Genomic DNA, 21201 nt, shown 5'->3' on the forward strand with positions numbered 1-21201 from the left:
CACCCTGTTGAACAACTCATCCGCCAGGAGCCTTATTGATGGCCAAGACCGTCGCCGATGTGATGAAGCTGGTGAAGGAAAACGAAGTCAAATTCGTGGACTTCCGCTTCACCGATACCCGTGGCAAGGAACAGCACGTGACCGTGCCTGTGTCCGCCTTTGACGAAGACAAGTTCACCTCGGGCCACGCGTTCGACGGTTCCTCCATCGCTGGCTGGAAAGGCATCGAAGCCTCCGACATGCTGCTGATGCCGGACCCGAACACCGCCAACGTCGACCCGTTCTTCGAAGAGCCGACGCTGATCCTGACCTGCGATGTGATCGACCCGCATGACGGCAAGCCCTACGAGCGCGACCCGCGTTCGCTGGCCCGCCGCGCCGAGGCCTACATGAAGTCCTCGGGCCTGGGCGACGTGGCCTACTTCGGTCCCGAACCCGAATTCTTCGTCTTCGACAGCGTGCGCTGGGCGAACGACATGTCCGGCTGCTTCTTCAAGATCGAATCCGAAGAAGCTGCCTGGAACAGCGGCAAGGAATACGAGCACGGCAACAGCGGCTACCGTCCTTCGGTCAAGGGCGGCTACTTCCCCGTGCCCCCGGTCGACTCGGCGCAGGACATGCGCTCGGAAATGTGCCTGCTGCTCGAGCAGATGGGCATTCCGGTCGAAGTGCACCACCACGAAGTGGCGAACGCGGGCCAGATGGAAATCGGCACCAAGTTCAGCTCGCTGGTCGAGCGCGCTGACTGGGTCCAGCTGCAGAAGTACATCATCGTGAACGTCGCCCATGCCTATGGCAAGACCGCGACCTTCATGCCCAAGCCCATCGTTGGCGACAACGGTTCGGGCATGCACGTGCACCAGTCGGTCTGGAAGGACGGCAAGAACCTGTTCGCTGGTGACGGCTATGCAGGCCTGTCGGAATTCGCGCTGTACTACATCGGCGGCATCATCAAGCATGCCCGCGCGCTGAACGCCATCACCAACCCCGGCACGAACTCGTACAAGCGCCTGGTGCCCGGCTTCGAAGCCCCGGTGAAGCTGGCCTATTCGGCCAAGAACCGCTCGGCCTCGATCCGCATTCCGTACGTGGCGAACCCCAAGGGCCGCCGCATCGAAGCACGCTTCCCGGATCCTTCGGCCAACCCGTACCTGGCTTTCAGCGCGCTGCTGATGGCCGGCCTGGACGGCGTGGAAAACAAGATCCACCCGGGCGAAGCCGCCACCAAGGACCTGTACCACCTGCCGCCGGAAGAAGACGCGAAGATCCCGACCGTCTGCCACAGCCTTGACCAGGCGCTGGACTACCTGGACAAGGACCGCGCGTTCCTGACCAAGGGCGGCGTGTTCACCGATGCGTACATCGACGCCTACATCGAATTGAAGATGCAGGAAGTCACGCGTTTCCGCATGGCCACGCACCCGGTCGAATACGACATGTACTACGCGCTTTGAGGGCCCCCAGACCTGCCGCTTCGCGTCAGGCCCCCGCGGGGGACAAGGAAACTTGGGACGGCCCGGCGTTTCCTTGCGATCCTCCACGGATCATTGGTAACGGAAGAGGGACGGCTTGTGCCGTCCCTTTTTTTTCGGTTCACAATGCCGGCCATGCGGTTGTCTGCCCTGTCATTTCCCATGCCTCCAGTCCTCAGTGACATCCGTGCTTCACGCGGTTTGTCCGGCGGTGTCGCCGGTGGTTTTCTTGCCGTTGCCGCGTGCATGGCGCTGCTGGCCGGTGCGGGACAGGCGAAGGCCCAATCACCGTCGGTGTATTACATCTGCCCAGGCAATGTCTTCACCAACACCATCACTTCGAAGGAAGCCGAGCAGCGTGGCTGCAAGGCGCGCGAGGCCCAGCAGCCGACGACGATCGCCGGCCCGAGGGTGAAGGCGCCAGCCGGTCCGGCGACCACCGCTCGTTCCGACGGCGAGCGCGTGGATTCCTCCGAGCAGAAAAGCCGCGACACCGATGCCCGCCGCATCCTCGACGACGAGTTGCGCAAGGAAGAAGCGGCGCTGGAAGCGATGAAGCGCGAGTACAACAACGGCGAGCCCGAGCGCCGCGGCGACGAGCGCAATTTCCAGAAGTACCAGGACCGCGTGTCCGACCTGAAGGCTGCCATCAGCCGCAAGGAAGCCGACGTGGCCGCGCTGCGCCGCGAACTCGGCAAGCTGCCGTCGTGAAGCTGCTGCGCCCGCGCGAGTCGGCCGAGGCCAAGGCCTGGGAAACCTTCGACCTGCTGGCCACGATGGTGGCCGTGGTCCAGCCTGACGGGACCTGCCTGTTCGTCAATTCGGTGCTGGAGTCAGTCATCGGCATGTCGCGCAAGGCGCTGCTCAAACGCAGCATGCTGGAGTGGTTCCGCGAACCGGCGGCGCTCAGCGAGGCGATCGATGCGGTCGCCCGCAACGAATTCGCCACCCGCCGCTTCGAAGGTGCGCTGCGCCGCGCGGTGGTCGGTCATCACGAGCCGCTGCCGGTGCACATCATCGTCAGCCAGACCGAGCATTCGCACACCCGCATCCTGGTTGAAATGCTGGAGATCGAGCAGCAGACCAAGCAGGACCGCGAGGAGCGTGCGCTGGGCCAGGCGCAGGTCACCAAGGAACTGATCCGCAACCTGGCGCATGAGATCAAGAACCCGCTGGGTGGCATCCGCGGTGCGGCGCAGCTGCTGGCAATGGACCTGCCGTCGCCCGAGCTGATCGAATACACCCAGGTCATCATCCACGAGGCCGACCGGCTGCAGTTGCTGGTCGACCGGCTGCTGGCGCCGCACCGCAAGCCGCATGTGGTGACGGACGTCAACATCCACGAGGTCTGCGAGCGGGTGCGCTCGCTGGTGCTGGCCGAGCATTCGCGCGGGCTGGAGGTGGTGCGTGACTACGACGCCTCCATCCCCGAGTTCCGCGGCGACCGCGAGCAACTGATCCAGGCGTTGCTGAACATCGTGCACAACGCCAGCCAGGCGCTGGCCGAGCGCATCGACGCCGGTGACGCGCAGATCGTGCTGCGCACCCGCATTGCCCGGCAGGTGACGATTGGCAAGCAGCGCAATCGACTGGCACTGGAATTGCATATCCAGGACAACGGACCGGGCGTCCCCGAAAGCTTGCGAGAACGCATCTTCTTCCCCTTGGTATCGGGGCGGGAGGGCGGCTCAGGGCTAGGGCTGACGCTGGCGCAGACCTTTGTGCAGCAACATCAGGGCATGATCGAATGTGACAGCGAACCGGGACGCACGGTCTTCAAGATCGTGATTCCGTTGCCCTGAAGCGAGGACACCCCCGGGCCGCCAATGGCGGTGGCCCGCGCTGGGTGGTTCAATTTGGGAGCGGCCTTTCCTTGGCTTTCAAGACCTAACGACCGCTCGAATGAAACCCATCTGGATCGTCGACGACGATCAATCCATCCGCTTCGTCCTCGAGAAGGCCCTGGCCCGCGAGCAGTTGCCGGTGCGCAGCTTTGCCAACCCCCGCGACGTGCTGGCGGCGCTGGCGGATGACGAGCCCCAGGTGCTGGTCAGCGACATCCGCATGCCGGGTGGCTCCGGGCTGGAACTGCTGGCCAAGGTCAAGGAGCGCATGCCCAACCTGCCGGTCATCATCATGACCGCGTACTCCGACCTGGACAGTGCCGTGTCGGCTTTCCAGGGCGGCGCCTTCGAATACCTGCCCAAGCCCTTCGACCTGACCAAGGCGGTGGAGCTGATCCGCCGCGCGGTCGAAGAAAGCCTGCGCGAAGAGGTCAATGACGAGCGCGGCGCGCCCGCACCCGAGATCCTCGGCCAGGCGCCGGCGATGCAGGACGTGTTCCGCGCCATCGGCCGCCTGTCGCAGAGCAATGTCACGGTGCTGATCACCGGCGAGTCCGGCTCCGGCAAGGAACTGGTGGCCCGCGCGCTGCACCGCCACAGCCCGCGCGGTGACCTGGGCAGCAACGGCCCGTTCATCGCGATCAACACCGCAGCCATCCCCAAGGACCTGCTGGAGTCCGAGCTGTTCGGTCATGAGCGTGGCGCCTTCACCGGTGCGCAGACCATGCGGCGCGGCCGCTTCGAGCAGGCCGATGGCGGCACGCTGTTCCTGGACGAAATCGGCGACATGCCGTTTGACCTGCAGACCCGGCTGCTGCGCGTGCTGTCCGACGGCCAGTTTTACCGCGTGGGCGGCCACCAGCCATTGCGCAGCAATGTGCGTGTCATCGCCGCCACCCACCAGAACCTGGAACAGCGGGTGCGCGAGGGTGGCTTCCGCGAGGACTTGTTCCACCGCCTGAACGTGATCCGGCTGCGCCTGCCGCCGCTGCGCGAACGCAACGAGGACATCCCGGCGCTGGCCCGTTTCTTCCTGCAGAAGAGCGCCAAGGAACTGGGCGTGGAGCCCAAGCGCATCACCGACGACGCGCTGGAGCGGCTCAAGCTGTTCGAGTTCCCGGGCAACGTGCGCCAGCTGGAAAACGTCTGTCACTGGCTGACCGTGATGGCACCGGCCCAGGTCATCGAGTCCAAGGACCTGCCGCCCGAGTTCCTCGGCCCGGTGCCAGCGGTGTCGGTCAACAGCCTGCACGTCGATCCCGCCGAGACTGCGCGTGCGCTGCCGCAAGGTGGCTATTCGCCGCAGCCGGCGGCACCGCAGCCTGGCAACCACGCCGTTCCCACGCCTGTGATGGCAGCAGCAGCGGCGCCAGCCGGCGTGGCAGCTGCGCCCAGCAGCAGCGGCGAGGCACCCTGGTTGCAGGACCTCGAAACCGAGGCCAAGCGCCTGCTGGAAGCCGGTTCGCCCGAGGTCTGGGACCTGCTGACCCGTCAGTTCGAAGCACGGCTGATCCGCACTGCGCTGGCCATCACCCGCGGTCGCCGCATCGAGGCGGCGCAAAAGCTGGGCATTGGCCGCAACACCATCACTCGCAAGATCCAGGAACTCGCGCTGGACGATTGATGCGGCCAGGCCTGCAAGCCTCTGGCCGTGGCGCTTGTCGATGTCAGTCGAGGGTGATGACCACCGGTGCGTGGTCGCTGGGTCGCTCGTTCTTGCGCGGCAGCTTGTCGATCACGCAGGCCGTGACCCGCGGCTTCAGCGCCTGGCTGACGAGGATGTGGTCGATGCGCAGGCCCTGGTTCTTGCGGAACGCCAGGTTGCGGTAGTCCCACCAGCTCCAGCTCTTGGGCGGCTGCTCGAAGAGCCGGAACGCGTCGACGAAGCCCATCGCGATCAGCGCCTGGAAGTGCGCCCGCTCTTCGGGCGTGCAGTGGATCTGCCCGGCCCAGGCAACCGGGTCATACACGTCGCGGTCCTCCGGCGCGATGTTGAAGTCGCCCATCAGCACCAGTTGCGGGTGCTGGGCCATTTCGTCTGCCAGCCAACGGCGCAGCGCCGTCAGCCAGCCCATCTTGTAGACGAACTTGTCGCTGTCCGGTGCCTGGCCGTTCGGGAAATACGCGCCGACCACGCGCACGCCGTTCACTGTTGCCGCGATCACCCGTGCCTGTTCGTCTTCGAAGCCGAAGATGTTGCGCGCGACATCGGTCGCCGGCTCGCGCGACACCAGCGCCACGCCGTTGTAGGTCTTCTGGCCGAACCACTGCGCGTGATAGCCGGCTTCCTTCAGCGCCTCGTGCGGAAACTTGTCGTCCGTCAGTTTCGTTTCCTGCAGCACCACCACATCCGTCTGATGCTGGCCAAGCCAGTCCAGCAACTGCGGCAACCGCACGGCCAGCGAATTCACGTTCCAGGTGGCGAGTTTCATGGTGTACCTAAGTTCATGTTTTTGTTGAGATCCATTTACATGGCTGTGAGTGATGCCCCCACTCATACCCCAGAATTTTTCGCTGCGATCCGGCCACTGCCACTACCCAGTTGGTCGAGACCTGTATCACCATCGTACAAGCGTCGGTCCCGCAGAGCTCACGCGGCGACGCCAGCACGACAGTGTGCCGGTGCTCAGCGAGATCGAGAAGCTGCTGCTGGCCAACCTGCACAGCGTGTTGCCCAGGAGCTTGCCGGGACGGGCCTTGCACTACACGGCCGGGCAGTGGCACACGCCCAAGCGCGAAGCCCATGCCGATTGGCGTTCCGCGGCGCACGTTCAGCCCGTGGGCGCTTCGACGAGCTTCTGGACGATCCGCCGAGCGCGCTTGCCGCAGCAAAGCACTTTACGTTGGGACTGCCGCTGTCGTCGCGCACGCTGCAAACCAGCAATCCGGTTGCCGCCCGCCTGAGGTTGGCAGCCTGTGACTGTGGTCGCGCCGACACGGTGCCGTCGGCCTACTGTTTGGTGGTCGGGTCCCAGTGTTCTGCAATCTTGCCGTTCTCGATGCGGAACATGTCAAACCACGTCGTTGTGTACTTCTTCGTCGCGTCCTTCGGATCGGTGCCCTCGCGCGCGAAGGCGAGTACGACCAAGTCTCCTTCGGCTACGACGGCGACCAATGGGGCCTTGATCTTGGGCTCGATCGGCTTGGGCTTGGCGACCTTGCTGAAGAAGTCCACGAATGCTGCTCGTCCGGTGGCGACGTTCGGGTTGTGTTGGACATAGGAATCAGCCATGTATTTCTCGGCCAGTTCCATGTGTCCGCCTTCGAAGACCTCACGCCAGAAGTCGTAGACCAACCGCTTGTTCATGACTGCCTTGGGATCGCTGCCGATCAGCATCTGCTCTTGGTTCGGATTTGCGAGGACCGGAACCTGCGCTCGCAGCGCCGGAGAGGCGGCAAGCAGGAACGCAATGACGAGGGCATGGAAAGTGGTTTGCACGGGAGCTCCGATATGCGGGCGTTCGAGCCCAACGAATGAAAAAGACTTTCCCGTCCCGAACGCGCCGCGGTGCGGGTGTCGGCAACGCGTGCCTCGATGGCGATGTGAATTGCATCGACTCGTCCGGAAGGGGACGTCAATCTCCATTGACGGTGGCGAGAGTGTGATGGCGTCCTTCAGGACGCCTTCAAGGCGGCGGCGATCACCTGTGCCAGCGGCGTCGTCGGCCGGCCGATCAGGCGCGACAGCGCCTTGCCGTCGTCGAACAGGGCGCCCTTGGAGGCTTCGAAGTCCCAGCCGGCGATCGCTTCGGCCAACGCTGGCGGCAGCCCGAAGCCGGCCAGCGCGTTCGCGTACTCGGCCGGCGGCATGTTCCGGTAGGGGATCGAACGCCCGGTTTGGTGTGACAGCTCGGCCGCGAACTCGGCCAGCGTGTACGACGTGTCGCCGGCCAGTTCGTAGGTGCGGCCTTCTTGTCCCGGCGTCGTCAGCACCACGGCCGCAGCCTCTGCGTAGTCGGCGCGCGCGGCCGACGCGATGCGCCCCTCGCCGGCGCTGCCGATGAGCGCGCCACCGGCCAAGGCCCCGGGGATGGCACCGGCGTAGTTCTCGGTGTACCAGCCATTGCGCAACAGGGTGTAGGCGACGCCGCTGGCTTTCAGCATGGCCTCGGTCGCGCGGTGCTCGCTGGCCAGGCTGAGCGTGGAGACATCGGCACGCAGCAGGCTGGTGTAGACGATGCGCCCGACGCCGGCCGCACGTGCTGCGTCGATGACGTTGCGGTGCTGCTCTTCGCGCTGGCCGACCTCGCTGGACGAGATCAGCAGCAGCGTCTGCACGCCGGCCAGCGCGCCGGGCAGGGTGTCGGGGCCGGTGTAGTCGGCGGCTCGGGCGGCGATGCCCAGGTCGCCGGCCTTGGCCGGCGTGCGGACCAGGGCGAGCAGCTGCTCGGCGGCAACGCGCTGCTTCAGCGCGGCGACGACGAGGCGGCCCAGTTGACCGGTGGCGCCGGTGATGGCGATGGAGGTGGCGGTGGTCATGGTGAGACGGTGAAGTGAATGACGAGGCGCCACTCTAGAATCAATGATTACTTTTTGAAAGTACGTACATGGAAGTAAGTGAATCCGCCCATCCGAAGGACCCTGGAGCCCGGCGCCCGAAGGGGGGCCGCACGGCGCGAGGGGACTTGCTCGCCGAGGCCTGCCCGTCGCGCGAAGTGTTGAAGCACATGACCAGCCGCTGGGGACTTTTCGTGCTGATGGTGCTGACCAAGCGCACACACCGCTTCGCCGAACTGAGGCGGGCCATCGGCGGCGTCAGTGAACGCATGCTGGCGCAGACGCTGCAATGGCTGGAACTCGACGGCCTGGTGCTGAGGGTGGCGCACGACGTGGTGCCGCCGCATGTCGAGTACAGCCTGACGCCGCTGGGCCGCGACGCCTCGCACCAGGTCGTGGGCCTGACGGACTGGATCGAAAGCCACATGCCGCAGATGACGGCGGCGCGCAACCGCCACGCAGCCGCGGCCGCGGCACCGAAACGCGGGCCGGCGGCCGTCGCAGGGCGGGGCCATTCCACGGCGACCCGCGCCGCGGGGACGCGCTGACCACCTGAGAGCCTGCACCCCGGCGCGCAACTTTGGCAACGTGAATCGTGTGCACCGCCGCGTCGCCGCGGCGACTGCCCGCCCACGGGTCTCGATGCGCCGCCTTGTTCGGCCGGGCCCCGACTCGGCCCTAACTGCAGGTGTAGTTCGATGCCATCTTCGCGGCGTTGGGGTCGTTCGCCGGGCCGGCGTAACGCGGGTACTTCGGATACTGGCACAACGGCCAATTCAACCGGGGGGAGAGTTTCACAGAAGGCAGCCCGATTTTCGGACCGCGTTGGATGGCTTGGAGTTCGATTTCGGCGGGGCGACCTCTCCGCCAACGTCAATGAACGGGCGCCGGCGGAGTCTGCTTGTCGCCTCGGCCCATGGCGGCGAAGAAGTTCTTCACGACCTTGAACTTGGTGCTCATCGTGTCTTCTCCGGCAGGCTCGAATCGGATCGTGCTCGACCCGATTCGAGCGTCTTCTCATCACTCGAACTTGACCAGGTCCTTGAAGATCAGGCGACCCCAGGTGTTTCCGCGTGCCTGCACGAGCAATCCACCTTCGGATAGCCCGCCAAGCTGGATCGGCGCGAAGCCGAGATTTTTCGCGAGCTCGCCAATCTCTGCTGCCGCGCCTTCATCATCGCTCGCCAGGAACACGACTCGCTTTCCGCCGTGCACAGCGGGATCCTGATCGAGGACGGCAGCGCCCAGATGGTTGAAGCCCTTGACCAGTCGGGCACCAGGGAAGGCCTGTGCAACGAACCTGGATGAGGGCTGTCCTCCCAAGGTTTCGGGAGGCACGCCATAGGCATTGCTCACGTCGATGATGGTTCTTCCGTGCCAGTCGGAAAGCGCACCCCCGACATCTGCGTGCGATTCAAACCGCACAGCCAGAAAGACGACGTCCGCCTTGGCGGCCTCCGTCAGTGTGGTGGGACTTATCTGCGGTCCGATCGCGGCCGCGTCGGATGCGAAGCTTTCCGGGTTGCGCTTGGTTGCGACGGAGACGGCGATGCCGCTTCGGGCAAACGCCTTGGCCAGTGCTTGGCCGATCCGGCCGAAGCCGATGATTGCGTAGTTCATAAAGATTTCTTTCTTGCCAAGTTCACAGGAGGCGGGTGTCTTCCGGCTCGTGCTTCAGGTCGTCGTGACGGCCGTCGTTGTATTTCAAGGTCCTGGCGAGCTGGTCGGCGTCCTGCTCGATGCCGTCCAGCGCGGCGATGGACACAGCGTAGAACTTCGCTTCGTTTCCCTCTGCGAAGGTGCGGACACCACAGGTCCTGCAGAAGCGGTAGCGAAGGTGGGACTCGGATTTGCCGGGCGGAATCCATGCGTAATCGGTGAGCTGGTCTTCGCCTCTCTCGATTTCAAAATCTTCAGGCGGCACGATCGCGAACCAGAAGCGTGACTTGGTGCAGATCGAGCAGTTGCAGCGCGTCGTGCCCTTGTCGAAGTCGATCTTGGCCTCGAAGGCGAGCGCACCGCAGTGGCACGTGCCACGGTAGGTTTTCTTCGTCATCGTGTTCCTTGGTCCGCTGTGAATGAAGGTTGGAAAGGCCCCCGTCGGAGCCTCGCCAGCATCAGGTTCGCTGCTGCCCGAGCCTGGCTCCGTGCGTCAGAGTTGCGCCAAGCCGCCGTCGACGGCGACCTCGCTGGCGGTCATGAAGCTGCTGTCCGACGACGCGAGAAAGGCGGCCGCCGCTGCGATCTCGGACGGATCGGCCATGCGCTGGAGGGGAGTCATCGCACCGTAGGCCTTCTGACCCTCCTCGCCCAGGGCTGCCTTCGCGAGTTCGGTCGCGGTCGCGCCGGGAGATAGCACGTTGACACGGATGCCGGTGCCCTTCAGGTCCTCCGCCCAAGTCCGCGCGAGGTTGCGCACTGCCGCCTTGCTCGCGCTGTAGGCGGTGAATCCAGGGGCGCCCGTGGTTCCCGCGCTCGATCCGGTCAGGATGATCGACGCGCCCTTGCCCATCAGCGGCAACGCCTTCTGGACCGTGAAGATCGTGCCTTTCACATTGGTGTCGAAGGTTTCGTCGATGTGCGCGGCGGTGATCTTGCCGAGTGGAAGCGGGCTTCCCGCCCCGGCATTGGCGAAGACGATGTCGAGGGATCCGCGCTCGGCCTTCACCGCCGCGTAGAGTTGGTCGAGGTCGGCCTCATCCGAGACCGAGCCCTTCACCGCGCGGGCATTGGGTCCCAAGTCGGCCACGGCGGTGTCGAGCGCTTCCTGCCGGCGGCCGAAGATGAAGACGAATGCGCCTTCCTCGATGAAGCGCTTTGCCGCGGCGCGGCCGATACCGGTCGCGCCACCGGTGATCACGGCGGTCTTTCCAATCAGTCTGTTCATGACGTGCATCTTTCGTTGAAGTGGTTCGAAAACAGCCATCTGCTTCCTTGCCAGCGAATATGCACCGCTGATAACCTAAGGACAAGTATGCACATTTTGGTAAGTATCAAAAATGACGACCTCTTCTGAAATCTGCGGCACTGGCTGCGGGCTCAATGCCACGCTCCGCGTCATCTCGGGCAAGTGGAAACCGCTGGTCCTGTTCTTCCTTCGCGACGGCCCGAAGCGCTACGGCGAACTGAAGCGACTGGTCGAGGGCGTCAGCGACAAGGTGCTCATCCAGTCGCTGAAGGATCTGGAGGCCGATCGGGTGCTGGCGCGAACAAGCTACAACGAAGTACCGCCGCGCGTGGACTATGCGCTGACCCCGCTCGGTCGCGGTCTGGCCGACGCGATCATCCCGCTGTGCACCTGGGGAACCAAGAACGCGGCGGTGATGGCAGGCATCTTCGCGGAGCGCGACAGCCTGGTCCAGCAGGAAGCCGAATGACCGGTTCGAGGTCACTTGTCTGAAGCGGCGAGAGGCAGCAACGGGGCGCTATACAGAGCTCTCCATGGCGACCCCAGGCGGAAGTTCCTGTATCAAGTACGGCGCCCATTAGCGGGCATTCGCCGAACCGTCAGCCACGATGGGGAGCGCCGAGCTCGATCAGGTTCTGCAGAACAAGTGGGCCGCGGAACCGCAGCAGGCTTCCGCCTTCGGCAATCTTGCCCAGGATGATGGGAGCGAACCCAAGCGACGCGACCAAAGACGCAACCTCTGTGTTCGCCTCGTCATGGTTGCCGGCCACAAACATCACGCGTCGTCCGCCGCACTCGGCCGGATTGCGCGCGAGGAGAGCTGCCGGGAGCTGATTGAAAGTCTTGACAACTTTCGCGCCGGGAAGACCCCCGGCCACGAAATCACTTGATTGCAACCCACCCAGCGGCGTGAGGTCCGTTTCGCGGAAGTTCGTGACATCGATGACCGTCTTGCCCTTCCAGTCCTTCCTCGCCTTCGCGATCTCCGCATGTGCTGCGAAGGGCACGGCGAGAAGGATGATGTCGGCCTCGAGGGCGTCCTGGAGGCTGGCAGCAGTCACCGAAGGGCCCAACTCGTTCACAAGCTCGTTGAGGGAATCAGGGCCGCGCGCGTTGGAAACCATCACGGCAATCCGGTTGCGCGCGAACTGGCGCGCGAGAGCGGTTCCGATGTGTCCGGAGCCGATGATGGCGCAAGTCATGGTTGAGCTTCCAAATCCGGGGCCTCGTCGACTCAGGCCGTGATGGCCGCGATGTCCTCCAGGGCGCTCGCGACGGCTGCATCCTTGGCCTCCGGGCCGAACGCAAGGCCCTCAGCGCGCACAACCTTCACGTCCGTCAGGCCGAGGAATGACAGCAAGCCGATGAGGTAGCTCTCCTGGTGCTCGTTCGCTGCCGCTGGGGTTCCCGCCGGATACACGCTGCCTCGCGCCGACGCGATGAAAGCTCTCTTGCCCTTCAGCAGGCCCACGGGGCCGGTCGCGGTGTACTGAAACGTCTTGCCCGCCACGGCGATGCGGTCGACCCAGGACTTGAGTGGCGTCGGAATCGAGAAGTTGTACATGGGTGCGCCAATGACGACGATATCTGCTGCGAGGAGATCGTCCAGGTAGGCATTGCCTTTGACCAGATCAGCGGCGATGGTCGCGTCCGCATTGGATGCGCCGGCACGAATGGCCATGTGGGTGCCCGTCAGGTGCAGGGCCGGATCGGCCGCCAGGTCCCGGTAGGTGACGCGAATGTCCGGGTGCAGGGCGCGCTGGCGGGCGACGATTTCGGCTGAGAGCTGGCGGCTCACCGATGCGGCACCGAGTGCGCTGGAGTCGAGATGGAGAAGCTGCATGATGAAACCTCGATGGTTGTGAAGTATTCGGAAGGACCGAATGCCTGTTGCGTGATAACTTCGATCTGCACCCCACGCTTCACGGGGTCTGGTATGCCGAGGTGGTCGGCCCGACTTGGGTCAAGTTCGCCATGAACCCACTTCGCGTGGCCAAGTGCACAACGCAAATGTGCCAACAGGCCCGGCCGCCGAGAAGCCGGTATATTGAGATGCGAACCATCTGTTTTCGAGATGGCCTCCTCCCATGCTTGACGGTGTCTCCCTGGATCAGCTCCGAACTTTCATCGCGGCAGTGGATGAGGGAAGCTTCTCGGCTGCGGCTCGCAAGCTCAACCGCGTTCAGTCGGCAGTAAGCGGTTGGATTGGCAGTCTCGAGGACCAGATCGGGGTTGTGCTCTTTGACCGCTCCGGTCGATTCCCGAAGCTCACGCCGGAGGGCGTGCTTTTGCTTGCGGACGCGCGCAACATCGTGTCCGGGGTGGACACCCTCAAGGCCCGCGCCAAGTTGATGGCATCGGGCCTCGAGAGCGAGCTTTCGGTGGTGGTCGATGTGTTCTTCCCCACCGCGGTTGTCAGCGCTGCCGCCAAGGCCTTCGCGATCCAGTTTCCGTTGACGCCGCTTCGACTCTTTGTTGAAGGCTTGGGGGCGGCCTATCAGCCCGTGCTGGATGGTCGATGCACCTTGGGCATCCTGGCTGCGTTGCCGTTGACGTTCCCGTCGCTGGTCAGCGAGCGACTGGGCGAAGTGCCCTTGGTCTTCGTTGCCGCAGCCAGCCACCCCCTCGCGAGTCTTGGATCTCGGATCACAAGACGCGAAGTGGCGAAGCATGCGCAGCTCGTGCTCACCGACAGATCCGACCTCATGGCCGGACGCGACTACGGCGTCGTGTCGCCGTCGACCTGGCGGCTGGCCGACCTGTCGACGAAGCATGCATTCATCAAGGACGGCGTGGGGTGGGGCGGGATGCCCTTGCACATGGTCGAGGAGGACATTGCGGCGGGCACCTTGGTCGTCCTGGATTTGCACGACCTCCCGCAGTCAGGCTTTGCGTTGACGATGTCCGCATACCACCGGCCTTCGGAACCACCCGGGCCCGCCGGCAGATGGTTCATCGATCACTTGAGGGCCTCTTGGGCGCCGCAGACAAACTCTCCGCGAAAGCGCGGGCGAGGGCCCTCTTCCTAGTGTGACGTTTCGTTCTTGAATGAACTTGAATGCACTGCGTATCCGCAATGCGCTACTGCGGTTTGCATTGGACGGAGCAATTGCGAGTTGCCCCGACGATTGAGCTGACGGACGAGCAGCAAAGCGAGCCATCCATTCCCTGGTCTATCGGCTCAGGGCTCGCTTCGTCGCAAACCTTCGCCCGGTGCGCTTCGTGGTGGCATCCTGATGCCTGCCATGGGTGCCGCCCAAGTCCGAGTCGAAAGGCTTGCAGGCTTGACCAGGCACTGATCGTGTGAATTTCGAGCAAGAGGAGATGCAATGGGCGCAGGTAGATCGTGGGCGCTGGCCGTGGCATCGGTCAGCATGATGTCGGCCGTGGTGCTGGCCGGACAGCCGGCTGTGGCGGCGTTGGCGGCGCCACAAGCCTTGCCCGATCCCCGCGCCGCGATGGCTTCCGGCGAAGCGTTGAAGCGCAGGATCCAGAAGCGGATGGACGACGCCGGGATCGTCGGTGCAGCCGCGGCCCTCATCCTTGATCGGCGGGTGGTGTGGATGCAGGGTTGGGGCTACGCGAATCAAGCCGCGAAAACACCCTTCACGCCCGACACGGTCATCAACGTCGGCTCGATCAGCAAGACCGTGACGGGCGCAGCGCTGATGCAGGTGGTGCAGAGCGGGAAGCTCTCGCTCGATGCCGACATCAACACCTACCTGCCGTTCCGGATCGCCAACCCGTTCTTTCCCGACGCCCCCATCACGCTTCGCCAGCTGGCGACGCACACCTCGGGCATCACGGACCGCTGGGAGGTCTACCGGGATACGTACCACTGGGGCTCGGATGCACCCGAGCCCATGGGCGCCTTCCTCAAGGCCTATCTGGTGCCTGGCGGCAGCCGCTACGCCCGAGAGAACTTTCTGCCGATCGTGCCCGGGACGCACCGCGAATACTCCAACATCGGGGCGGGCCTGGCGGGCTTCATCGTCGAGCAAGCCATGGGCGAATCGCTGGCTTCGTACACCCAGCGGCGGATCTTTCAGCCACTGGGCATGAGCCGTACGGCCTGGCGGCTGGCGGACGTGCCGGCCGGTTCGCACTCGACCCTCTACGTCGGCCAGTCCGGCCTGAGCATTCCCATCCCGCCGTACGGGCTGACGACCTACGCGGACGGAGGCGTCAGAACCACGGTGAGCGACCTGTCGCGGTTCTTCATCGCCCTGTTGAACGGCGGACAGTACCAACAGGCGCGCATCCTGGACACCAGGACGGTGGAAGAGATGCTCAGGTTCCAGTACACCGACGCCCACAAGCCCGACAACGTGACCTTGAATGAGAAGAACTCGGGCATCTTCTGGTCCACCAAGTTCAACGTCACCCGCATCGGCCATGGTGGGTCGGATCCGGGCGTGCGCGCCGAGATGCTTTCCGACCTGTCTCATGAGACCGCCATCGTCTTCGTGACGAACACCTCCATCGAAGGGGCAGAGGCCAAGGTCTATGACGATCTGCTGAACGACCTCTGGCAACATGCTGAGCTGCTCAGGCGGGAAGGTCAGCCCTGACACGGTGAGAAGCGGGGCAGGGCCCACCTTGAAGCCCATTCGGCTGCGGATGATCGGAGGCAGCCGCACGGCGCGGCCCATCCGCCGGTCACACTGGCAGGGGGACTCGGTGGCGTCGGCGGTCTTTGCCCGTGAGCTTCGATGAGCTGCCAGTTCTTCGCGCAGTTGTACAAGAAGGCCGTCACCGTCAAGCGGCCGCGCCGGCGCGACGGACGAAAAAAAGCCGGCCTCTTGGGGCCGGCTTTGCGTGCGCCCGAAAGCGCTCAATAACGACCGCCGCCGTAGCCCCCGTTACCGTAGCCAACGTCGGCGCGCTTGCTGGCGGTAAAGCCGCCAGCGCCATGGCCGCCAGCGCCACCAGTGGCCTCGCGGGGGCGAGCCAGGCTCACCACGATGGAGCGTCCGTCCACCGACATGCCGTGCAGTGCCTCGATGGCGGCTTGTGCCACCTCGGCGTTGGACATTTCCACGAAGCCGAAGCCCTTGGATTTGCCGGTGTCTCGGTCCATCATGACCTTGGCGGACGACACGTCACCAAACTCCGAAAAATTGTTTTTCAGGCTGGCGTCGGTGACGGAGTAAGGCAGGTTGCCCACGTAGATTTTGCTGCTCATGATTGAGCCTTTCTGGATGAGAGTGGCGCAGGTTCAAGTGCGCATTCGCGAAACCCGGTTTCGCAGTTGGGGCCGCTTGTGGGAACGTCTCCCGCCAAGCCGTCAGCAGGCCGGTGGTTGGGCCATGCTGGTTTGCAGCCAGCCCTGGGACACGGCAAAGAGCCGGGCCGCATCACGTGAGGCAAACGTCTTGTCAAAACGGAAGACACGGCAGTAGCTGCCGTTGCCTTGCGATCGCTGAACCGAGATCGAGGCGCGAAAGCGGCCGCATTCGGTCGGGTGTGTCGTGGGCGAAACGACGAATTGGCCCATGGAAATGGCAGAAGGGAAAATCTTGATCAATCAAAGCTGCAGGCTCAAACAGCACCGCAGGTAAAACGGCCGCTCGGAGGGCTGCAGGCAGCTCGAACGGTCATGACAAGTCGTTGGGGGCGACGTGTGTAGAGGGCGATGGAGGATTTGCTGGTTATCAACAAATTTTCGCCGCTGGAGCTTGAGGCTTTTCGGGAAGCAGGTCAATGACTTTCTGACTTCTTGTGGATGCCATCGAGGTGCTGGTGCGAATGGTATTCCTTCAGGGGCTGTACCAGCTCTCGGGCGAGCAATGTGCAGCACCTCGTCGAGCCCGCAAGAGCGCTGGAAGCTCAGCCGATCGGGCACTTGGGAGGCACTTGGGAGGCACTTGGGAGGCACTCGGGAGGCACTTGGGATGTGTCAACAGGCCCCAGCTCAGTCGATGAAGGCCGCCAGTTCATCTGGCGACCCTGTGGGAAACGACGCTTTCAAGAACTCCAGGAAGGTCGATACACGTGCGCTCAGCAGCCGGCGAGAGGGGTACAAGGCCCACAGTGCAATCTCCGGGCCTTCGACGTCGCCCCAGCGCACCAACTGCCCGCCGGCCAGATCCTTGGTCACCAGAGAGATCGGCAAGCGCGCCACACCGACGCCCGCGCGAACCGCGTCTCGCACCATGAACAACGAGGCAAGACTCAAAGCGGGTGTCACGGTGATGCGCTTCTTCTTGCCAGACGCGCCGATGTACTCCCAGGAAGATGCCGCTGCGCCGAAGCCGCCGCCTCGCATGACCGCTGGCACCGTCGCCTGGCCTGCAGGTGGCTTGAGTTTCGGACTGGCGACCACGACGAGGCGATCCCTCACGAGGATCCGCCCCACCAGCCTCGCATCTGGGTCGGGGTTGACGCGGATCACGAGGCCGTAGCCCTCTTCCACCATGTCCACGGCCCGGTCCTCGGTGGTGACCTCGAGGCGGATCTCGGGATACTGCAGCGCGAACCTGGCCGCGAGCTTCCCCATGGCGGCCTGCGAGAAGAGCAGCGGCGCGCTCACCCGCAAGCTGCCTCGCGGTGTCGCGCCGCCCGACGTGATCGCCGCAGCCGTTTCGTCGATTTCGAGCAGCAGCGCCGAGGTCCTCTCGTACAGGGCGCGCCCCTCTTCGGTGAGTTTCAGCGCCCTCGCGCCCCGCTCGAACAAACGCAGGTTGAGGCCGCTTTCCAGATCTGCCACGCGCCGCGACAGCGTGGCCTTGGGGCGGCCCGATTCGCGCGCTGCGCGCCCGACGCCCCCGTGTCGGGCGACCAGGTTGAAGTCAGCCAGCGCAAGCAAGTCCATGTGTTCCACCTGTGAGACGAAGTGTCCAAATATATCGGCTATCGGCCTTCGGTAGGAACGAAGAAGATCTGGTCTCGCTTCAACCAAACACGGAGTTTTTCATGACCATCCTGATCACCGGCGCCTCTGGCGCCATCGGCCGCCAAGTCGTTCAGCAACTCGTGGACCGGGGCGCCGCCGTGCGGGCACTCGTCCGCGACCCGGCCAGGACCCAGTTCCCCGCCGGCGTCGAAGTCGTTCAAGGTGACCTGCTCGACGTCGAGTCGCTGCGCAGAGCCTTGGCCGGGACCTCCACGCTGTTCCTGCTCAACGGCGTCGTCCCCGACGAGTTCACGCAGGCCCTGGTCACGCTCAATCTGGCGCGCGATGCGGGCATCGACCGGGTCGTCTACCTGTCGGTGATCCACAGCGACAAGTACCTCAACGTGCCCCACTTCGCCGGCAAGTTCGGCGTGGAGCGGATGCTCGAGCAGATGGGCTTCGGCGCCACCATCCTGCGGCCCGCGTACTTCATGCAGAACGACCTCACCATCAAAGACGTCATCACCGGCTACGGCGTGTATCCGATGCCCATCGGCAGCAAGGGTCTGGCCATGATCGACACGCGCGACATCGCGGAAGTCGCGGCCCTCGAACTGCTGCGCCGCGAACAGGCACCGGGCTCGCTGCCACTGAGCCGGATCAACCTGGTCGGCCCGGATGCGCTGACGGGAAGCGACGTCGCCGGCATCTGGTCGGACGTTTTGGGTCGCCCGATCAACTACGGTGGCGACGACACCGCGGGCTTCGAGAAGAACCTGCTGAACTTCATGCCGGGCTGGATGGCCTACGACATGCGCCTGATGAGCGAGCGTTTCCTGACCGAAGGCATGAAGCCCGACGCCGGTGACGTCGAACGCCTGACGACGCTGCTGGGCCGGCCGCTGCGTTCCTACCGCGCTTTCGCTGCCGAGACCTCGGCTTCGGCCTGAGCTGTCGGCCTGCGCGGCAAAGCGCCGAACGGCCCCGAAGCGCAGGCCGAGCAGGTGTCGACTGCATGCGCAATGCCGAGAGAGCGGGGCGATTCGACGATGCCGTGGCGGCGATCAACCCGCTTCTTCCAAAGCGCTGACGCGCTCCTGATGTGTTTCAGGAAAGGCCAAAGGCCTGCAGTGGCGGCGTGGTCAAACCTGCAACTGCGCCCGCGTGGGCAGGCCGTCGCAGTCTCCTGGGAATTGAACGACGCGTGCCCCGATGGCGCAGCCGCGTTGCGCCGCCGCATCCAGCGGCAAGCCTTCGAGCAGTGCGCTGACGACACCGACCGCGAAGCCATCGCCTGCGCCCACGGTGTCCACCACTCGCTTCACCTGGACGCCTGGCACGTGTGCGCGAAGCCCCTGCTGGTTGGCGCAATAGGCGCCATCCGGGCCGAGCTTGACCACGACGGCTCCTGCGCCCAGCGCCAGGTAGAAATCGGCGATGTCGTCGGGCTGGGCTCGGCCTGTCAGCAGGCGCCCTTCCGCCAGGCCAGGCAGCACCAGGTCACTGATGGCCGCGAATCCGTTGATGGACCGGATCATCTGCTCGCGGTCGGGCCACAGGCGAGGGCGCAGGTTCGGGTCGAACGACAGGCTGCTGCCTTGCTCGCGCGCGCGCTCGGCGAGCCTTTGCGCCAGTTCGCTGCAGCCAGGTGACAGTGCGGGCAGGATGCCCGTGAGGTGCAGGTGGCGTGCCCGGGTGCCGTCGAGGCGGGCGAGATCCCCCGCGTGCATGCGGCTGGCCGCAGAACCGCGGCGGAAGTACTCGATCTGCGGATCGGTGCCGTCCGCTTCGAGCGACTTCAGCATGAAGCCGTTGGAGCTGCCTTGATCGACGCTCGCGAAGTCCGCGACGATGCCTTCGCGCCGGAGGACTTCGGCGAGGAAGCGACCGAAGGCATCGTCGCCCAGCCGGGTCAGGTAGCCGACGCGCAGGCCGAGGCGCGCCAGGCCGATCGCAACATTCAACTCCGCCCCAGCACTGAACCGGCGGAACCGCTCGACGGCATGCAGGCCGCCTGTCTCCTCTGCCGCGAGCAAGACCAGGGCCTCGCCAGCGGTCAGGACGTCCAACGCTGCGCTGGCGCTCACATCACGGCTCCGAGTTGCCACGGCACGAATTCGTTGTTGCCGAGGTCGTGCTGCTCGCTCAGCGTGCGCTGTCCCGAGGCCGTGGCCAGCATGAGCTGGAACAGGCGCTCGCCCGCCTGAGCGACATCCAGCGTGCCGTCGACGATCTCGCCGGCGTTGAAGTCCATGTCCAGGCGCATGCGCTCGAACATCGTGCTGTTGGTGGCCAGCTTGATGGACGGCGTGGGCTTGCAGCCGTAGGTGGAGCCGCGGCCCGTGGTGAAGCAGATCAGGTTGGCGCCGCCGGCGACTTGGCCGGTGGCCGAGACCGGGTCGTAGCCCGGCGTGTCCATGAACACCAGCCCGTGCGCGGTGACCGGCTCGGCGTACTCGACCACGTCCATCAGCCCGGTGTTGCCGCCCTTGGCGACGGCGCCGAGCGACTTCTCGAGGATGGTGGTGATGCCGCCTGCCTTGTTGCCGGGCGATGGGTTGTTGTTCATGTCGCCGCCGTTCTTGCCGGTGTAATCCTCCCACCACCGCAGCCGGGCCATCAGGCGTTCCGCGATCTCGGGCCGCGCGGCGCGCGCCGTCAACAGGTGCTCGGCGCCGTAGATCTCGGGCGTCTCTGACAGGATCGCGGTGCCGCCATGGCGCACGAGCAGGTCGACTGCAGCGCCGAGCGCGGGGTTGGCGCTGATGCCCGAATAGCCGTCCGAGCCGCCACACTGCAGGCCGACGACAAGCCGGCTCGCGGGCAGCGTTGTGCGGCGGGCGGTGGCGGCGAGATCCAGCATTTCCCGCACGATGGCCTCCCCCTTGGCGATGGCCTCGCGGGTGCCGCCTGCGTCCTGGATGGTCATCGTGCGCAGCCGTCCGGGAATCGCCGCGAGCCGCGGGTCGACCAGGCCGTCGACCTGGTTCACCTCGCAGCCCAGCCCGATGATGAGCACGGCCGCGAAGTTGGCATGGGCTGCGTAGCCGCGCAGCGTGCGCTGCAGCAACTCGATGCCCTCGCCGCGTCCGCTCAGGCCGCAGCCGCCGCCGTGGGTGATCGCGACGACGCCGTCCACGCCCGGCCACTCGGCCATCGCGGCGCCCGCGAACGCCTTCTCGATGGCCTTGCACACCGTCGCGGAGCAATTGACGCTGGACACCACGCCGACAAAGTTGCGCGTGCCGACACCGCCGTCTGCGCGCAGGTAGCCCTCGAAGGTGGCGGGCACCTCCGCGGGCCGGGTCGGCACGTAGGCGTGGCCGATGCCGTGCAGCGGATGGGAGTCGCCCATGTCCAGGTTGTGCACGTGCACGTGCTCGCCGGCGGCGATGGGCGCGGTGGCCTTGCCGATGACCTGGCCGTACTTGCGCACCACGGTGCCCGCTGCGATGTCAGCGAGCGCGATCTTGTGGCCCGCGGGAATCTCGTTGCGAGCCACCAGCGCGCCGCCGCGCGGAACCGCGATCACCGCGCCCGCCACCAGCACGGCGCGGGCCACGGCGACGTTGTCGTCCGGATGCAGCATCAGCACCGCCGGAGCCTGGGTCTCAGTCGACATGGCACACCTCCGCCCCGCCGGAC

23 protein-coding genes are annotated in these 21201 nt (G+C 65.1%); 10 read left to right on the forward strand and 13 right to left on the reverse strand.

Translation table 11 applies throughout. The features are described from left to right. Nucleotides 1–38: 38 nt before the first annotated feature. The 4 genes from glnA to ntrC all read left to right on the forward strand — a co-directional run bounded on the left by glnA (nucleotide 39) and on the right by ntrC (nucleotide 4940). Nucleotides 39–1454 carry a type I glutamate--ammonia ligase gene (gene glnA, locus LRH25_RS13740; protein ID WP_141286546.1) on the forward strand — a complete coding sequence of 472 codons (1416 nt, stop codon included), beginning with the start codon at nucleotides 39–41 and terminating at the stop codon, nucleotides 1452–1454. 180 nt (nucleotides 1455–1634) lie between these two features. Further along, complete coding sequence (locus LRH25_RS13745) at nucleotides 1635–2183, forward strand: hypothetical protein (protein ID WP_231011374.1); 549 nt, start codon at nucleotides 1635–1637, stop codon at nucleotides 2181–2183. Continuing rightward, nucleotides 2180–3274 (forward strand): nitrogen regulation protein NR(II), encoded by a 1095-nt coding sequence (glnL, locus tag LRH25_RS13750; RefSeq protein ID WP_259372430.1) that lies wholly within the window; start codon nucleotides 2180–2182, stop codon nucleotides 3272–3274. The genes LRH25_RS13745 and glnL overlap by 4 nt, the downstream gene beginning before the upstream one ends. Nucleotides 3275–3374: 100 nt before the next feature. After that, nucleotides 3375–4940 (forward strand): nitrogen regulation protein NR(I), encoded by a 1566-nt coding sequence (gene ntrC, locus LRH25_RS13755; protein ID WP_141286548.1) that lies wholly within the window; start codon nucleotides 3375–3377, stop codon nucleotides 4938–4940. Between the two features lie 43 nt (nucleotides 4941–4983). On the opposite strand, the gene xth is transcribed toward ntrC, so the two are convergent. After that, on the reverse strand, nucleotides 4984–5748 hold the full coding sequence (xth, locus tag LRH25_RS13760) for an exodeoxyribonuclease III (protein ID WP_141286550.1): 765 nt from the start codon (nucleotides 5746–5748) through the stop codon (nucleotides 4984–4986). A gap of 190 nt (nucleotides 5749–5938) precedes the next feature. Between xth and LRH25_RS33095 the strand changes: the two genes are divergently transcribed. Further along, nucleotides 5939–6220 carry a hypothetical protein gene (locus LRH25_RS33095; protein WP_141286552.1) on the forward strand — a complete coding sequence of 94 codons (282 nt, stop codon included), beginning with the start codon at nucleotides 5939–5941 and terminating at the stop codon, nucleotides 6218–6220. A 46-nt stretch (nucleotides 6221–6266) separates the two neighbouring features. On the opposite strand, the gene LRH25_RS13770 is transcribed toward LRH25_RS33095, so the two are convergent. After that, nucleotides 6267–6755, reverse strand: a complete 489-nt coding sequence (locus LRH25_RS13770; RefSeq protein WP_141286554.1) for a nuclear transport factor 2 family protein — start codon at nucleotides 6753–6755, stop codon at nucleotides 6267–6269. 176 nt (nucleotides 6756–6931) lie between these two features. Then, complete coding sequence (locus tag LRH25_RS13775; protein WP_231011375.1) at nucleotides 6932–7795, reverse strand: SDR family oxidoreductase; 864 nt, start codon at nucleotides 7793–7795, stop codon at nucleotides 6932–6934. 188 nt (nucleotides 7796–7983) lie between these two features. Between LRH25_RS13775 and LRH25_RS13780 the strand changes: the two genes are divergently transcribed. Next, nucleotides 7984–8361 (forward strand): winged helix-turn-helix transcriptional regulator, encoded by a 378-nt coding sequence (locus LRH25_RS13780; protein WP_425551801.1) that lies wholly within the window; start codon nucleotides 7984–7986, stop codon nucleotides 8359–8361. A 472-nt stretch (nucleotides 8362–8833) separates the two neighbouring features. Here LRH25_RS13780 and LRH25_RS13785 read toward each other — a convergent pair whose 3' ends face one another. The 3 genes from LRH25_RS13785 to LRH25_RS13795 form a co-directional block, all read right to left on the reverse strand. Next, a complete protein-coding gene (locus tag LRH25_RS13785; protein ID WP_141287007.1) occupies nucleotides 8834–9433 on the reverse strand; it encodes an NADPH-dependent F420 reductase in 600 nt (199 codons plus the stop codon). A gap of 22 nt (nucleotides 9434–9455) precedes the next feature. After that, nucleotides 9456–9869, reverse strand: a complete 414-nt coding sequence (locus LRH25_RS13790; RefSeq protein ID WP_141287005.1) for a GFA family protein — start codon at nucleotides 9867–9869, stop codon at nucleotides 9456–9458. Between the two features lie 96 nt (nucleotides 9870–9965). Then, nucleotides 9966–10700: an SDR family NAD(P)-dependent oxidoreductase gene (locus tag LRH25_RS13795; protein ID WP_141287003.1), complete on the reverse strand. Its 735-nt coding sequence runs from the start codon at nucleotides 10698–10700 to the stop codon at nucleotides 9966–9968. A 112-nt stretch (nucleotides 10701–10812) separates the two neighbouring features. Between LRH25_RS13795 and LRH25_RS13800 the strand changes: the two genes are divergently transcribed. After that, nucleotides 10813–11190, forward strand: coding sequence for a winged helix-turn-helix transcriptional regulator (locus LRH25_RS13800; protein ID WP_141287001.1), 378 nt, complete (start codon nucleotides 10813–10815; stop codon nucleotides 11188–11190). 130 nt (nucleotides 11191–11320) lie between these two features. Here LRH25_RS13800 and LRH25_RS13805 read toward each other — a convergent pair whose 3' ends face one another. Together LRH25_RS13805 and LRH25_RS13810 are read right to left on the reverse strand one after the other, a co-directional pair. Then, complete coding sequence (locus tag LRH25_RS13805; protein WP_141286999.1) at nucleotides 11321–11923, reverse strand: NADPH-dependent F420 reductase; 603 nt, start codon at nucleotides 11921–11923, stop codon at nucleotides 11321–11323. Between the two features lie 32 nt (nucleotides 11924–11955). Then, nucleotides 11956–12564, reverse strand: a complete 609-nt coding sequence (locus LRH25_RS13810; RefSeq protein ID WP_141286998.1) for an FMN-dependent NADH-azoreductase — start codon at nucleotides 12562–12564, stop codon at nucleotides 11956–11958. Between the two features lie 244 nt (nucleotides 12565–12808). Between LRH25_RS13810 and LRH25_RS13815 the strand changes: the two genes are divergently transcribed. Both LRH25_RS13815 and LRH25_RS13820 read left to right on the forward strand, forming a co-directional pair. Beyond that, nucleotides 12809–13750 (forward strand): LysR family transcriptional regulator, encoded by a 942-nt coding sequence (locus LRH25_RS13815; protein WP_141286997.1) that lies wholly within the window; start codon nucleotides 12809–12811, stop codon nucleotides 13748–13750. A 300-nt stretch (nucleotides 13751–14050) separates the two neighbouring features. Beyond that, a complete protein-coding gene (locus tag LRH25_RS13820) occupies nucleotides 14051–15292 on the forward strand; it encodes a serine hydrolase domain-containing protein (RefSeq protein ID WP_141286995.1) in 1242 nt (413 codons plus the stop codon). 263 nt (nucleotides 15293–15555) lie between these two features. On the opposite strand, the gene rbp is transcribed toward LRH25_RS13820, so the two are convergent. The 3 genes from rbp to LRH25_RS13835 all read right to left on the reverse strand — a co-directional run bounded on the left by rbp (nucleotide 15556) and on the right by LRH25_RS13835 (nucleotide 17535). Next, complete coding sequence (gene rbp, locus LRH25_RS13825; protein WP_141286993.1) at nucleotides 15556–15906, reverse strand: RNA-binding regulator; 351 nt, start codon at nucleotides 15904–15906, stop codon at nucleotides 15556–15558. Between the two features lie 102 nt (nucleotides 15907–16008). Beyond that, nucleotides 16009–16218: a hypothetical protein gene (locus LRH25_RS13830; protein WP_141286991.1), complete on the reverse strand. Its 210-nt coding sequence runs from the start codon at nucleotides 16216–16218 to the stop codon at nucleotides 16009–16011. Nucleotides 16219–16635: 417 nt separating this feature from the next. Next, complete coding sequence (locus tag LRH25_RS13835) at nucleotides 16636–17535, reverse strand: LysR family transcriptional regulator (RefSeq protein WP_141286990.1); 900 nt, start codon at nucleotides 17533–17535, stop codon at nucleotides 16636–16638. A gap of 101 nt (nucleotides 17536–17636) precedes the next feature. Here LRH25_RS13835 and LRH25_RS13840 point away from each other — a divergent pair, with 101 nt between their 5' ends. Then, entirely contained in the window at nucleotides 17637–18506 is an 870-nt protein-coding gene (locus LRH25_RS13840) for an SDR family oxidoreductase (RefSeq protein ID WP_141286989.1), read from the forward strand. Nucleotides 18507–18698: 192 nt separating this feature from the next. Here the strand turns inward: LRH25_RS13840 and LRH25_RS13845 are convergent, their stop codons facing one another. Further along, nucleotides 18699–19625 carry a sugar kinase gene (locus LRH25_RS13845; protein ID WP_141287009.1) on the reverse strand — a complete coding sequence of 309 codons (927 nt, stop codon included), beginning with the start codon at nucleotides 19623–19625 and terminating at the stop codon, nucleotides 18699–18701. Nucleotides 19626–19639: 14 nt separating this feature from the next. After that, nucleotides 19640–21178, reverse strand: coding sequence for a D-arabinonate dehydratase (locus tag LRH25_RS13850; protein WP_141286987.1), 1539 nt, complete (start codon nucleotides 21176–21178; stop codon nucleotides 19640–19642). Between the last annotated feature and the right edge of the window lie 23 nt (nucleotides 21179–21201).

Source organism: Ideonella azotifigens, assembly GCF_021043325.1.
GTDB lineage: Bacteria > Pseudomonadota > Gammaproteobacteria > Burkholderiales > Burkholderiaceae_C > Ideonella > Ideonella azotifigens.

What these genes read in the sequence shown, in the direction of transcription:
- glnA (WP_141286546.1), top strand. Translation starts at nt 39, where the DNA reads ATGGCCAAGACCGTCGCCGATGTGATGAAGCTGGTGAAGGAAAACGAA.
- LRH25_RS13745 (WP_231011374.1), top strand. Translation starts at nt 1,635, where the DNA reads ATGCCTCCAGTCCTCAGTGACATCCGTGCTTCACGCGGTTTGTCCGGC.
- ntrC (WP_141286548.1), top strand. Translation starts at nt 3,375, where the DNA reads ATGAAACCCATCTGGATCGTCGACGACGATCAATCCATCCGCTTCGTC.
- xth (WP_141286550.1), bottom strand. Translation starts at nt 5,748, where the DNA reads ATGAAACTCGCCACCTGGAACGTGAATTCGCTGGCCGTGCGGTTGCCG.
- LRH25_RS13775 (WP_231011375.1), bottom strand. Translation starts at nt 7,795, where the DNA reads ATGACCACCGCCACCTCCATCGCCATCACCGGCGCCACCGGTCAACTG.
- LRH25_RS13780 (WP_425551801.1), top strand. Translation starts at nt 7,984, where the DNA reads ATGACCAGCCGCTGGGGACTTTTCGTGCTGATGGTGCTGACCAAGCGC.
- LRH25_RS13785 (WP_141287007.1), bottom strand. Translation starts at nt 9,433, where the DNA reads ATGAACTACGCAATCATCGGCTTCGGCCGGATCGGCCAAGCACTGGCC.
- LRH25_RS13790 (WP_141287005.1), bottom strand. Translation starts at nt 9,869, where the DNA reads ATGACGAAGAAAACCTACCGTGGCACGTGCCACTGCGGTGCGCTCGCC.
- LRH25_RS13795 (WP_141287003.1), bottom strand. Translation starts at nt 10,700, where the DNA reads ATGAACAGACTGATTGGAAAGACCGCCGTGATCACCGGTGGCGCGACC.
- LRH25_RS13800 (WP_141287001.1), top strand. Translation starts at nt 10,813, where the DNA reads ATGACGACCTCTTCTGAAATCTGCGGCACTGGCTGCGGGCTCAATGCC.
- LRH25_RS13805 (WP_141286999.1), bottom strand. Translation starts at nt 11,923, where the DNA reads ATGACTTGCGCCATCATCGGCTCCGGACACATCGGAACCGCTCTCGCG.
- LRH25_RS13810 (WP_141286998.1), bottom strand. Translation starts at nt 12,564, where the DNA reads ATGCAGCTTCTCCATCTCGACTCCAGCGCACTCGGTGCCGCATCGGTG.
- LRH25_RS13815 (WP_141286997.1), top strand. Translation starts at nt 12,809, where the DNA reads ATGCTTGACGGTGTCTCCCTGGATCAGCTCCGAACTTTCATCGCGGCA.
- LRH25_RS13820 (WP_141286995.1), top strand. Translation starts at nt 14,051, where the DNA reads ATGGGCGCAGGTAGATCGTGGGCGCTGGCCGTGGCATCGGTCAGCATG.
- rbp (WP_141286993.1), bottom strand. Translation starts at nt 15,906, where the DNA reads ATGAGCAGCAAAATCTACGTGGGCAACCTGCCTTACTCCGTCACCGAC.
- LRH25_RS13830 (WP_141286991.1), bottom strand. Translation starts at nt 16,218, where the DNA reads ATGGGCCAATTCGTCGTTTCGCCCACGACACACCCGACCGAATGCGGC.
- LRH25_RS13835 (WP_141286990.1), bottom strand. Translation starts at nt 17,535, where the DNA reads ATGGACTTGCTTGCGCTGGCTGACTTCAACCTGGTCGCCCGACACGGG.
- LRH25_RS13840 (WP_141286989.1), top strand. Translation starts at nt 17,637, where the DNA reads ATGACCATCCTGATCACCGGCGCCTCTGGCGCCATCGGCCGCCAAGTC.
- LRH25_RS13850 (WP_141286987.1), bottom strand. Translation starts at nt 21,178, where the DNA reads ATGTCGACTGAGACCCAGGCTCCGGCGGTGCTGATGCTGCATCCGGAC.